The sequence below is a fragment of the Paenibacillus sp. FSL R5-0473 genome (genome assembly GCF_038004565.1).
GTDB classification, from domain to species: Bacteria; Bacillota; Bacilli; order Paenibacillales; family Paenibacillaceae; genus Paenibacillus; species Paenibacillus amylolyticus.
The window spans coordinates 1,622,739-1,636,037 of the sequence record NZ_JBBORL010000001.1 but is presented as its reverse complement, the minus strand read 5'-3'; the positions used below and the strand labels follow the sequence as shown (position 1 = coordinate 1,636,037).

The window sequence follows — 13,299 nt, the reverse complement described above, 5'->3', positions numbered from 1 at the left end:
CTTTCATCGCCAGTATTAAGGGCGTGCTACCGCCTTCTCAGCCAGCGTGTTCTCCAGTGCCGTGACAAATACACGGTTCTGTTCTGATGTTCCGACGGACACACGAATGTAAGTTGGGTATACGTTGAATCCTGAGCGAACGATAATGCCTTGTTTGAGCAAGGATTGGAACGCATTTGCCGAAGGCATATTCAGGTCAACCATAATGAAATTACCCTGTGAAGGGAAATACGACAATCCGAGACGTGCAAATTCATTTTGCAGGTAATCCCGATCCGTTGCATTCCGCTTCGAGCACTCTTGAACAAAATCCTGATCCAGTAGTGCAGCTTTTGCCGCAACCTGTCCAAAACGGGAGGTGTTAAACGGTTCACGTACACGGTTAATCAAATCAATAATTTCGGGACGTGCAATACCATATCCGATCCGGAGCGAAGCCAAACCGTAAATTTTGGAGAATGTCCGCAGGATGACCAAGTTCGGATACCGTTCGATCAATGGTATACTTTGCGGGTATGCTTCATCGGTTACGAATTCATAATAAGCTTCGTCCAGTATGACCATCACATGAGCAGGCACACGGTCCATAAAGGCTGTAAGTTCCTGCTCGGAGATAATCGTACCTGTCGGATTATTTGGATTACACACCCATACTGCTTTGGTTTTGTCGTTAATTTGCGCGAGCATCGCGCTCAGATCATGCGTGCCATCTTTCAGAGGCACTTCGATGGACACGGCACCCTCAATATCTGCATTGCTTTTATATACAGAAAATGTCTGATCTGCCATGATGGTCTCGTCACCCGGCAAGAAGAAAGCTCTCGTGATCAAAGCAATAATCTCATCGGAACCACAACCAAATATTAAGTTGTTCCGTTCAACGCCAAGATGCTTGGCAAGAACTCCCGTCAGCTCAACCGAGCTACCGTCTGGGTATATGCTTATATTAGTCATTTCTCTCGTAATGGCTTCCAGGGCGGCAGGAGAACTGCCGTACGGGTTTTCGTTGGAGGCCAGCTTGATGACTTGTTCAAGCCCCAGTTCACGTTTCACTTCTTCAATCGGTTTGCCCGGCTGGTACACAGGCAGATTGACAATCTGGGATTTCGGTTTCAACCCGACCGCCTCCTGTTATTGAAATAATGTTAGACACGAATCAGCGTGCACCTTACGTGTCCAAAAGATGTCCTTTCAGGACATCTCTATCCCTTTAATTGTGCCACAAAGTTGCGAATTTGCAACAGTCCCGCTACACGCGTATCCGGATTTTCAAGCAGAGGAATCGCATCTTCCACCTGACGAACAATGGCACTACCTACAACAACGCCATCGCAGATGCGGGAGAAATGTGCTACCTGCTCATGACTAGAGATACCAAAACCCACCGCAACAGGGAGGTCTGTCAGACTTTTCACCGTCTCAATAAAGCTCTCTACGCCATCAAAGAAAGAAGCTCTCTCTCCGGTTACCCCAAGGGATGATACACAATAGATAAAGCCCCTCGCGCCCGTTACAATCCGCTCAATCCGGGCATTAGATGTAGGTGCAACAAGCGGCACCAGATGCACACCAGCACGATTTGCGCGTTCTCGCATCTCTTCCGCTTCCTCAATTGGCAGGTCCGGAATGATCATGCCACTAATATCGTGTTTGACCAATTCATCAAAGAATACATCCAGGCCTGTCTGCAATACCGGATTATAATAGGTGAACAGTACAAACGGCAGTTTCACACCTGCCTTACGAGCTTTTGCAGCGGTTTCCATAACAGTACGAATGGTAATCTGGCTTTTCAGCGCACGTTCGGAAGCGCGCTGAATGACTGGGCCATCTGCAAGCGGATCGGAATAGGGAACACCCAGTTCCAAAATATCCGCTCCAGCCTGTTCAAGCTCCTTGATGATATCAATCGTTGTGTCCACATCCGGGTCTCCCACGGTTAAGAATGGAATAAGTGCCGTACGATTCTGTTCCTTCAATTGCTGGAAGGTCTGGTCCATCAGATTCATCCCAAGTCACCTCCCGTGTATTTCATGATGGATTCAACATCCTTGTCTCCACGTCCCGACAGACAAATGACTACAATATCATTTGCTGTAAGTTCAGGCGCCAGTTTGACAACTTGGGCAACCGCATGTGCAGACTCCAGAGCAGGAATGATTCCCTCCGTCCGACATAGGAGTTGCAGGGCATCCAGTGCTTCCTGATCCGTGATCGGTACATATTTTGCCCGTTCAATATCCTTGAGATAGGAATGCTCTGGACCAACACCCGGATAATCAAGTCCGGCCGAGATGGAATGCGCTGGCTGAACCTGTCCATACTCATCCTGCAACAGGTAACTCATAGATCCCTGGAATACACCATGCGTGCCTTTGGTCATCGTTGCAGCGTGATACTCGGTTTCGACCCCTTTGCCTGCGGCTTCAACACCAACAAGTTTCACATCCTGATCACCGATAAATGGATAGAACATACCGATCGCATTACTTCCTCCACCAACAGCGGCTACAATTACATCCGGCAAACGCCCTTCGATCTCCTGAATCTGACGACGGGTCTCATCACCAATCACACGTTGGAAATTCCGCACCATCATCGGATATGGATGAGGACCAACGACTGATCCGAGCACATAGAATGTATCCTCCACATTGCTGACCCAGTAGCGAAGTGCTTCATTACCAGCATCCTTCAGTGTCCGTGTTCCAGACGTCACCGGAATCACTTCTGCTCCGAGCAGCTTCATCCGAAATACGTTTAACTGCTGACGCTCTGTATCTTCTTCGCCCATAAATACTTTGCATTCCAGTCCAAGCAATGCGGCTACGGTTGCGGTCGCAACGCCATGTTGACCTGCACCCGTCTCGGCAATAACTTTCTTTTTGCCCATCCGTTTGGCAAGCAAACCTTGTCCAATGGCGTTATTAATTTTGTGCGCGCCTGTATGATTGAGATCTTCACGTTTTAGATAAATTTTCGGTCCGCCCAATCGGCGTGACAATTGCTCTGCATGATACAATGGCGTTTCACGTCCAGAATACTCGCTTAGCAGATAGTTCAGTTCCTTGTTAAATTCCTCATCTTCAGAGAAGTGGCTGTATGCCTCCTCCAACTCAATAAGTGCGTTCATTAGTGTCTCAGGTACAAAGCGGCCTCCGAAGTGACCGAAACGCCCGTGTTGATCCGGCAATTGATGTGTCATGCCTGCTTCACCCTTTCTACGAATGCTGTAATTTTGGCAATATCCTTCACACCTTCAGTCTCCACGCCGCTGGATACATCGACGCCGAAAGGTGCATATGTCTGTATTAGTTGTTGTACATTGTCCGGCTGCAACCCTCCTGCAACGAACAGAGCAATTCCGCGACTTTTCGCCCATTCAGCATAGGCAGAGATTCGCTCCCAGGCAAACGTTTTCCCGGAGCCCCCTCCATATAGAGGATCATGGGTATCAAGCAATATCGCATCCACGAATTTATCATAAGTATCAAGAGCCCTTATGGCTGCATCATCAGCTTCCGGTCCCGTTTCATCTTTGGGAAAAGAAAAAACTTTGAACACTGCGGCATTCCACCGCTGCTTCACCTGCTGGCAAAATTCCGCAGTCTCCTGTCCATGCAGTTGAATAACATCCAGCTGAGCAATGTCCATAATGTGTTCCAGTTCTTCGAGCGTAGGATTCACAAATACACCCGCAAGCTTCGGCCGATCATAGGTAGACCATTCGAACAACACCGTTCTTAATGCAGCAGCCTGCTCGGGTTCGATTCGGCGGCGTGATTTGGCAAAAACAACACCAATGTAATCCACAGGCAAGTTTATCATCGATTTTAGCACTTCAACGTCCTGAAGTCCACATATTTTTACGGCCGCTGGCAGCGGGTTTCTCAGTTCTGACATACTGTCGCCTGTGCCATCGTGTATGGAAGTATTCATCATTTGGGTCCCATCAGATCATATACAGCCGCCTCGACATCATCCTTGCGCATGAGATGCTCACCTACGAGAATACCATGAACACCGGCCTGGATCAGAGGTACTGTTGATTCTGGTCCGTCAATACCACTTTCGCTAATCAAGGTAACGCTACTTGGAATCAATTCCATCAAATCCAGTGTCGTGTTCAGGCTGGTTTCGAATGTTTTCAAATTACGATTGTTGATGCCCACAAGTGTTGCCTGCGGAATCTCCAATACCTGCTCCAGTTCTGTTCGATCATGGACTTCAATCAAGGCATCCAGCCCCAAACCTTTGGCGAATTCCAGATATTGACGAATCTGTTCAGGTGTCAGAATGCTGGCAATCAGCAGTATCGCATCCGCACCCAGTAATCTTGCCTCGGCAATCTGTCGTTCATCTATAATAAAATCCTTGCGCAATAGCGGAATGTTCACTGCTTGATGGATAGCCTGCAAGTACTCGTTGCTGCCTTGAAAATATGACACATCTGTTAATACGGAGATGCAGTCTGCACCCGCTCGCTCATAAGCAGTAGCAATCTCTACCGGATGAAAATCCGGACGAATTAACCCTTTGGATGGCGAAGCCTTCTTCACTTCAGCAATAAGGCCGAGTTTGCGATTGCGTCCGCTTGATAATGCTTTTTCAAACCCCCGAGTTGCGGGTAGTTGTTCGATTTTTTGGATAGCTTCATCCATGCGAAATGTCTGTGCAAGAACTTCAACTTCTTTATGTTTGGTTGCAACGATTCGATCAAGATACATGACTGTACGCCTCCGTTGTATGAATTAACTGTTCAAGCTTCCCGGCAGCTTTGCCCGAATCTACCGCTTCTGCGGCAAGTGTCACCCCTTCAGCAATGCTATCTGCAAGACCGGATACATAGATGCACGCTCCGGCGTTCAACAGAACGACATCACGATAGGCACTCTGCTCACCCTGGAAGATCCTCTTAATAATTTCGGCATTCTGTGCCGCATCTCCTCCAAGTACCGCTTCGAGCGGATGCAGAGACAAACCCATATCACGTGGATCAATATCATAGGTGTGCACTTCACCATTGCGAAGTTCGGATACCTGAGTTGGTGCCGAAATACTGATTTCATCCAGACCATCATGGCTGGCCACAACCAACGCTCTTTTGAGACCAAGACGATTCAGTACTTCAGCAATCATCGGCGTCCGGGAACGATCATACAGGCCAAGCAGTTGGCGATCTGCTCCCGCAGGATTCGTTAACGGTCCGAGCATATTGAAAATGGTACGAACCCCCAGCTCTTTTCTTGGTCCTGCTGCATGTCGCATGGAAGGGTGATATACCTGGGCAAAACAGAAGCAGATTCCGATATCATCCAGACATTGTCTGGCCTGCTCCCCGTTCAGATGGATATTTACACCGAGTGCCTCTAATACATCTGCACTACCCGCTTTGCCTGAAGCTGAACGGTTGCCATGTTTGGCGACCCGAACCGAGACGGCCGAAGCAATGATCGCGGATGCTGTGGAAATGTTGAATTTGTGAATACCCGATCCACCTGTTCCACAAGTGTCCAGCAAGCCGCTGCCATCCGTTAGAATTCGTCCGCCCTGACCACGCATGGCTTCAGCAAAACCGGTGATCTCATCTACCGTTTCACCCTTCATCCGTAGCGCCATCAGCAAACCTCCGATTTGAGCCGGCGTTGCCTCACCTCTCATGATCGAGTACATCAAATCTCTTGCTTCGGCTTGCTCCAGATGGCTGCCCTCTAGAATCTTCGCCAGGCCATTTTTCATGCCTTCCTCACGAGTAATCTCAGCAATAGGGGTTACAGGGTTCTCATTCATTATTGGGTTTATGTTCATCTCCGGTCTCTCCTCTCTCAGTTCTTAGCGGCCGCTGGTGTGACAAAGTAGTCTGCATTCGCCAGTCTCAAAGTGCTGTCCTTTTCTTTGGCAGGAAACATTGCTTCTGCTGTTCGAATCGCCTTGAGCAATGCTTTAGCTTTGTTAACCGTTTCCTCATATTCATTCTCAGGCACAGAATCCCATACGATTCCCGCTCCAGCCTGTACATATGCTTTTCCTTTTTTAAAAATAATCGTACGAATCGTAATACAGGAGTCCATGTTACCCGAGAAACCAAGGTATCCGATGGCTCCTGCATAAGCACCCCGTGCCTCTTTCTCCAGTTCCGCGATAATCTCCATTGCACGCAGTTTCGGTGCTCCGGATACAGTACCCGCTGGCAAGCATGAGAGAAACGCATCGAAGAAATCCTTGTCTTCTCTAAGCTCGCCCGTAACGTTGGATACCATGTGCATAACGTGAGAATACCGTTCAATCTCCATGAACATGTCACACTTCACACTGCCGAAGCTGGATACCCGGCCCAGATCGTTACGACCCAGATCAACCAGCATCAGATGCTCCGCGCGTTCCTTCTCATCCTGGAGCAGATCAGCAGCGAGTGCACGATCTTCCGCTTCTGTTGCCCCCCTTGGACGTGTACCTGCAATCGGTCGTGTCTCCACACGATTCCCGTCCACCTTGACCAGCGCTTCTGGCGAAGTACCCACGATAATCTCATCATCCATTTTGAGGTAGTACATATAAGGTGATGGATTCAGGGTCCGAAGCACACGATACACGTGAAGCGGAGAAACTTCCGTATCAATGTGGAAACGCTGGGATAATACCACTTGAAAAATATCACCTGCGCGAATGTAATCTTTGGCTTGCTCTACATTACCGATAAATTGCTCCTTCGTGAGGTTGGAGCGAATATCCCCCAGTTCCACGTCTCCCGGAATGGAACGCGGATTCAGGTTCTCCCCTGGTCCCTGCTGCTGCAAACGTTCTGCCGCCTGCTCCAGCTTCTCCGAAGTCACTGCATACGCTTGACGTATCTCATCATCCGTTGCACCGTCCTTGACGTGTACATTACCAACGAGCAGCATCTGCTGCTTCACATGGTCAAACACGATAATCTGGTCACAGAACATAAAGCGAATGTCATCCATATTCAGGTCATCCAGCGCGTGAGCTGGAAGTTTCTCATAATAGGACAGCAGATCATATCCGAAGAAACCAATTGCCCCACCTGTGAATGGTGGCAGTTCATCATCTTTTGGACTGCGGTACTTACGTAGCAGTGCTTTCAGTTCTTCGATCGGTTTACCTGGCAATTCACGAGTCTTCCCTGCTTCTTCTACAACAATCCGGCCCTTCTTGGCCGAAATCATCAGGAACGGATCTGTACCGATGAACGAGTATCTCGCCCATTGGATACCCCCCTCTACACTTTCCAACAGGAATGCCCGGTCGTTGTCAGCATAACGGCGGAATATTCGAATCGGAGTCTCCATATCTGCCAGAATCCGTTTGACTACCGGAATCAGATTATACTCATTCGACATTTTCAGTACTTGATTAACGTTTGGCGTTATCATCAGATCACGTCCTTTCAGATTTAGGTAGAAGAAAAGGTTATATGTACAAAAAAACCTCTACCATCAGGTAGAGGTTTGGTTATAAGCTGTATTTAACAGGGTGATGCTTCATAAATAACAAGTCCCTATACTTCGCTGTCGGATTATTCACAGGTCGCTGAATTGATGCATCTCACATCATCCAATTCGGAAAAATATATCAGTTATAACACTTCAACTACTCATTCCAATATTACGTAAAATATAGGAAAGTGCATTGATTGTGTTTGTACCAAAATATATCAAAACAAAAGATGTCCTATGACACGTTTGTTTTCCCTGTTCCTGTTACCTATTCCGTAGCACGACGTACCGTGAATCAGTTGACCGGTTTCTGTTGCCCCGGTTACCACCCACTGGACTCTGCTATATACTCCACTAGCTCAGCTGCTCTCAGCTCAATCTCTACTCTACTCAACTGGTTCTCACTATACATCATTATGATCGGTTTGACAACCCACTACTTAAGAACCAGAAGGTGTTGCCAAATCCGGACGTAATGCCTGTGCACCGTTCAGATACACATGGTTGATTTCATTCTGAGCTTTGTTTGTATTGACATGCACCATGAAACGAATGCACTGCGCCAAGGCACCTTTAACAGGAACCTCCAGTGCACACATTAGTGGTACGAGTTCCCAGCCATCCAGTTGGCGAATAGCTTTTGCCGGGAAAGCAGCATCTAGATCCCCAGTTAACGTAATCCACACACTGCAGATATCTTCCGGTTGGATCTCATTGCGATCCACGATCTCCTGCAACAATACTGCCGTTTCCTTCAAAATCTGTTCTTCGTTGTTCTGCGTGACTGTTGTAGCCCCGCGAATTCCCCGTGTGACCATCGCTGTTATTCTCCCTTCCTGAGCATTTCAATGACGTCCCGAACTGCCGACACAGGTACGTCCTTCACAATTCTTGCAGCCCCAATCCGATCAGGAATGATAAACACCATATGACCTTCACGGAACTTTTTGTCATGCATCATCGCTTCCATTAATGCATCCGTGTCGAGATGCGCAGGCATCGTTGTTGGAAGGCGAAGTGAACGCAACATGCGGACCGTATCTTCATAGAGCCCTGCTGGCGCACCAAGCTTCTCACCAAGCAATGCTGATCCAGCCATACCGATCGAGATCGCTTCTCCGTGCAGAAATTCTCCATAACCGGCAATCGCTTCAATGGCATGACCAATCGTATGTCCCAGGTTCAACAACGCACGTTCTCCATTTTCACGTTCGTCTCTGGATACAATCTCCGCCTTAATGCCACATCCACGTTCCAAGCCGTATCCAAGTGCTTCCGGATTAAGCGCAAGCAGTTCTTCCGCATGTTCCTCACACCAATGTGCAAAAGCCTCATCACGGATCAGCCCGTGCTTCAGCATCTCTGACAACCCTGCCGATACATCTCGTGGCGGCAAGGATTGAAGTGTGTCCACATCATAGAGCACTAGCTCGGGCTGGTGGAATGCACCAATCATATTTTTGGCCAGCGGATGATTGACAGCCACCTTGCCGCCTACACTGCTGTCATGCGCCAAAATCGTTGTAGGTACTTGAACAAACTTGATTCCACGCATATATGTAGCGGCAACAAAACCAGCCAGATCACCTACGACACCACCACCTAAGGCCAGAATCGCAGAACTCCGATCCAGTTTGCCTTCGATCGCAACGGTCATCATATCCTGGTACACCGAAAGGGATTTCGATGTTTCACCAGAGGGTACAACCGCCGATACGACTGTATAACCAGCCGTACGCAGCGTTTGCTCCAAACCTGACAAGTATTTGGGAGCCACATTTTCATCTGTAATGATGAGTAACGGACTTTTTTTGGTCAACCCATATTGCTCAAAATATTGAGGGGCTTGTGCCAATAGACCGCTGCCAATCAGAATCGGATATGAGCGTTCCTCCAACTGTACCGTCAGCTGACGCATATTAGTAATTCTCCAGTTGAGCGTTATAACTAGCAACATTAGCACGGATCTCTTCCATGGAATCCCCGCCGAATTTCTCCAGGAATGCTTTGGCAATTTCCCACGCTACAACATGCTCCATAACCACACTCGCTGCTGGTACAGCACAAGCGTCCGAGCGCTCAACCTGAGCCGTAAATGCTTCTTTTGTATCGATATCGACACTTTGCAGTGGCTTATACAACGTTGGGATCGGCTTCATCACACCACGTACAACGACTGGCATACCGTTTGTCATACCACCTTCGAATCCACCCAGACGGTTGGTTGCCCGGTGGTAGCCGCGTTCATCCGTATGCATGATTTCATCATGCACCTGTGATCCCCGAATAACTCCGGCTTCGAATCCGATACCAATCTCTACACCTTTGAATGCATTAATGGACATTACGCCTTGAGCGATTCGTGCATCCAGTTTGCGATCGTATTGAACATAACTACCAAGACCAATAGGTACACCTTCAACGATACATTCCACTATTCCTCCGATGGAATCGCCTTCTTGTTTAATCTGGTCGATGTAGGCTTCCATCTTCTTCTCTGTCTCAGCATCCGTAACACGTACAGAGGAAGCTTCTGTTACTGCGATCAGTTCATCAATCGGAAGGTCCTGATACGGAGCTTCGATCTCTCCAATGCGAAGTACACGTCCAGCTACCTTGATTCCGAATTCAGCCAGGAATTGACGTGCAATGGCACCACATGCCACACGTACCGTTGTCTCACGTGCACTGGAGCGCTCCAGTACGTTACGCAAGTCTTTAAGATTATACTTGAGTCCACCGTTCAGATCAGCGTGTCCGGGACGAGGACGATGAACGCGACGTTTCTCTTCGTCACTGCCTTCAATCGGCTCAATATTCATAATATTCTGCCAATGTTTCCAGTCGTTATTTTGAACAACCAGCGCTACCGGAGCACCTGTTGTATATCCGTGACGGATACCACCAACGAAATTCGCCTGATCCTTCTCAATCTGCATCCGGCGTCCACGGCCATATCCCTTTTGGCGGCGGTGAAGCTGGAAATTCAGTTCTTCAAAATCAATCGTCAAATTACTTGGCAATCCTTCAATAATAGCGGTCAATTGGGGTCCGTGCGTCTCCCCTGCGGTTAAATAGCGTAAACTCATAATACGTTCCCCCTTTAAACTGTTAAACTTCACATTGCTAAAATCCCATAATTTCTTTGCTTATTATAGTATAGCTGACCGGCTTTGACAAGAAAGTCGGCGCTTTCTTGTACTTGGTATACAAATAACCGCCTGAACACATGTACATGTGCTTCAGACGGCTGAACAACCATTATCATTATTTTTTCCGATAGAAGAATGTCTCTGCTGTCTCCAGACCATATTGTCCCGGGGAGAAGATCTGCTCCGTACTACCCACAAACAAAATACCGCCTGGACGCAAACTTGCTGCAAATTTGTGATACAACAGGTTTTTGGCTTCCTCGGTAAAATAGATCATGACATTTCGGCACACAATCAGATCGTACCCATCGTCAAAACGGTCCACCAGCAAATTTTGTTTCATGAACTTGATCGAATTTTTGAGTTGCTCATCAATACGGTATACCAAGCCATCCTGCTTGAAGTAACGGTTCGCCGTTTCCTTTGGCACATCCTTAAGCGAGCGTTCCATATAACGCCCTTCCTTGGCTTTGGCCAATGCACCTTCATCCAGATCACTTGCCGTAATGGAGCTGTCCTTCAAAATGCCCATCGTGTCCAGAATCATGGCAAGTGTATAAGGTTCTTCACCTGTTGAACAGGCCGCACTCCAAACTTTAGCACGACGCTTGGACCCCAGCAGCTCAGGCAGGATCTCGTCCCGCAGCACTTCCCAACGATTGGGATTACGCCAGAATTCCGACACGTTAATCGTCATACGATCAAGGAATTCGTAAAACAATGATTTATCCTTCTGCATAGCTTCAAAAAAGTTAGAAAATGTATGAAACCCGTTTTTGTTGCGAAGTGTGGTCAGCCTTCTTTTCATCTGGCCTTCCTTGTATTGAGCAAGATCAATGCCTGTGCTCTCTTTGATTTTACGAATGAATCCGGTGTAATCCGGGTCTAGTAGTTGTTCTTGCTCCAGCATCGTGTATCACCCTTTTGGCTAATAATTACAACCAGGCTGCGATGCTCTTGTCGTATACCACCAGTTCATCTGAAGCAAAGAAATTTGCTGCTTCACGGGAAGCACTTTCCGGTGAATCTGCCCCATGAATCAGATTATGTGGTGTGTGGCTGGCGAAGTCTCCGCGAATGGTACCCGGAGCTGCTTCCTTCACATTGGTTTTTCCGATGACGATGCGCGCAAGCGCCACAATATCGTCGCCTTCCCACACCATGGCAAATACAGGCCCCGATGTGATAAAACGAACCAGATCATCGAAAAATGGTTTACCCTCATGTTCAGCATAATGGCGTTTTGCCTGATCCTCAGACATCTGCACCAATTTGCCTGCCACCAACTTAAATCCTTTGTCTTCCAGACGGCTAATAATTCGACCGATCAATCCACGCTGCACACCATCCGGCTTCACCATCAAAAATGTACGATCCATCAGCTCACTCCTCACTCACGGTTCAAAGTTAATCACTATGTAAACGCAATCCCTCTGATTGTAACATACATGTCCAAATCCTCCCAATGAGGAATCTCACAGTTCTGTTCATCTTTGGGTATGAGTAATCTGAGAGTCGAAGGTCATACATTGTTTAATGCGTACGTTTAACCACAAAATGAGCGATATCACGCAGGTTTTTGGTCGTCTTGATGTTAGGTAGCTGATCGAGAGCATCGAGCGCTTTCTTCATATATCGGTCAGCAAGGGCTTCTGCTTTAGCAATTCCTTGACTTTGTCGAATCATTCCAATTGCATCCGATGCACTTGCCCGTCCTTCTTCATGCTGGACACGGGAAATCTCCTTAAGCAAAGGTTCCCGCAGATCGGATTCTTCCAGGGCATAAAGTACAGGAAGAGTAATATTTCCTTGCTTCATGTCACTGCCAGGTGGCTTCCCAAGTTGTTTCTCGGTACCTACCAGATCAAGTACATCATCTTGAATCTGGAAGGCCATCCCCACATTGTATCCGTACGTATACAGCAGGGAAGATACATGCTCAGGCGCACGTGTAGCCAATGCCCCTAACTGACAGCTAACTGCAATCAGAAGTGCTGTTTTGCGGCGAATCCGCAGCAGATAGTTACGAACACTTTGTCCCGTATTGAAAAAGTCGCGAATTTGCTCCATCTCACCAATGGACATTTGTACCATAGCTTTGGCAAGAATACGATGAATCGCTGGATCGGATAATCCGGCAGTCATTTCAAGTGCCTTACCGTAGATATAGTCTCCAGTGTACATGGCAATCCGGTTATCCCATTTTGACTTCACCGTGGGTTTGCCTCGGCGTGTCTCCGCATTATCAATGACATCATCATGAACGAGGGATGCCGAATGGATGAGTTCCAGCGGAACCGCAACCAGCTTCAGACGTTCAATGTCGTATGTACCAAATTTCCCACCAAGTAACACAAAAACGGGCCGCAACCGTTTTCCTCCTGCTTTGAGCAAATGAAGTGACGTTTCACTCAGCAGCTTCTGTTCTCCTCGAACACTGCGATACAACTCTTTCTCAATGTAATCCATGTCCTTTTTTAACAACCCGAAAATATCCAATAGTTTCATTCGTTCACCCGTATCAGCGTATTGTCAGTCCATAAATTCATGCTTACCTTCCCCTCCAGCAAGTCGGGCCTGCAGGCATTACGAGAAACCCGGCTTACCGTTCTTGCTTGTGTTGTTCTATAAGGTAATCTAACGTGTTTTTCTTCTCCGAATGTCATAGCCAACACCCGAAAATTAAACTC

Annotated in this window: 13 protein-coding genes; all 13 read right to left on the bottom strand. The window is 47.7% G+C overall.

The window, feature by feature from the left end:
• Positions 1 to 15 precede the first annotated feature (15 nt).
• A complete protein-coding gene (gene hisC, locus MKY28_RS07195) occupies positions 16 to 1,116 on the bottom strand; it encodes a histidinol-phosphate transaminase (protein ID WP_340029068.1) in 1,101 nt (366 codons plus the stop codon).
• Positions 1,117 to 1,202: 86 nt separating this feature from the next.
• Entirely contained in the window at positions 1,203 to 2,009 is an 807-nt protein-coding gene (trpA, locus tag MKY28_RS07190) for a tryptophan synthase subunit alpha (RefSeq protein ID WP_340029067.1), read from the bottom strand.
• Entirely contained in the window at positions 2,006 to 3,205 is a 1,200-nt protein-coding gene (gene trpB / locus MKY28_RS07185) for a tryptophan synthase subunit beta (protein WP_047843556.1), read from the bottom strand. The genes trpA and trpB overlap by 4 nt, the downstream gene beginning before the upstream one ends.
• Positions 3,202 to 3,903, bottom strand: coding sequence for a phosphoribosylanthranilate isomerase (locus MKY28_RS07180; RefSeq protein ID WP_340937853.1), 702 nt, complete (start codon positions 3,901 to 3,903; stop codon positions 3,202 to 3,204). The genes trpB and MKY28_RS07180 overlap by 4 nt, the downstream gene beginning before the upstream one ends.
• Before the next feature lie 35 nt (positions 3,904 to 3,938).
• Entirely contained in the window at positions 3,939 to 4,727 is a 789-nt protein-coding gene (gene trpC / locus MKY28_RS07175) for an indole-3-glycerol phosphate synthase TrpC (RefSeq protein WP_340935425.1), read from the bottom strand.
• Positions 4,717 to 5,757 carry an anthranilate phosphoribosyltransferase gene (gene trpD, locus MKY28_RS07170; RefSeq protein ID WP_091034830.1) on the bottom strand — a complete coding sequence of 347 codons (1,041 nt, stop codon included), beginning with the start codon at positions 5,755 to 5,757 and terminating at the stop codon, positions 4,717 to 4,719. The genes trpC and trpD overlap by 11 nt, the downstream gene beginning before the upstream one ends.
• 68 nt (positions 5,758 to 5,825) lie before the next feature.
• Entirely contained in the window at positions 5,826 to 7,394 is a 1,569-nt protein-coding gene (trpE, locus tag MKY28_RS07165; RefSeq protein WP_036607674.1) for an anthranilate synthase component I, read from the bottom strand.
• A 503-nt stretch (positions 7,395 to 7,897) separates the two neighbouring features.
• Positions 7,898 to 8,275 carry a chorismate mutase gene (aroH, locus tag MKY28_RS07160; RefSeq protein WP_036607677.1) on the bottom strand — a complete coding sequence of 126 codons (378 nt, stop codon included), beginning with the start codon at positions 8,273 to 8,275 and terminating at the stop codon, positions 7,898 to 7,900.
• A gap of 5 nt (positions 8,276 to 8,280) precedes the next feature.
• Positions 8,281 to 9,375 (bottom strand): 3-dehydroquinate synthase, encoded by a 1,095-nt coding sequence (gene aroB, locus MKY28_RS07155; protein WP_036607679.1) that lies wholly within the window; start codon positions 9,373 to 9,375, stop codon positions 8,281 to 8,283.
• 1 nt (position 9,376) lies between these two features.
• Positions 9,377 to 10,546, bottom strand: a complete 1,170-nt coding sequence (gene aroC, locus MKY28_RS07150) for a chorismate synthase (RefSeq protein ID WP_017687707.1) — start codon at positions 10,544 to 10,546, stop codon at positions 9,377 to 9,379.
• 178 nt (positions 10,547 to 10,724) lie between these two features.
• Positions 10,725 to 11,519: a CheR family methyltransferase gene (locus MKY28_RS07145; protein ID WP_047843560.1), complete on the bottom strand. Its 795-nt coding sequence runs from the start codon at positions 11,517 to 11,519 to the stop codon at positions 10,725 to 10,727.
• 25 nt (positions 11,520 to 11,544) lie between these two features.
• Positions 11,545 to 11,988 carry a nucleoside-diphosphate kinase gene (ndk, locus tag MKY28_RS07140; protein ID WP_017687704.1) on the bottom strand — a complete coding sequence of 148 codons (444 nt, stop codon included), beginning with the start codon at positions 11,986 to 11,988 and terminating at the stop codon, positions 11,545 to 11,547.
• Between the two features lie 154 nt (positions 11,989 to 12,142).
• Positions 12,143 to 13,117, bottom strand: a complete 975-nt coding sequence (locus MKY28_RS07135) for a polyprenyl synthetase family protein (RefSeq protein ID WP_017687703.1) — start codon at positions 13,115 to 13,117, stop codon at positions 12,143 to 12,145.
• Positions 13,118 to 13,299 lie beyond the last annotated feature (182 nt).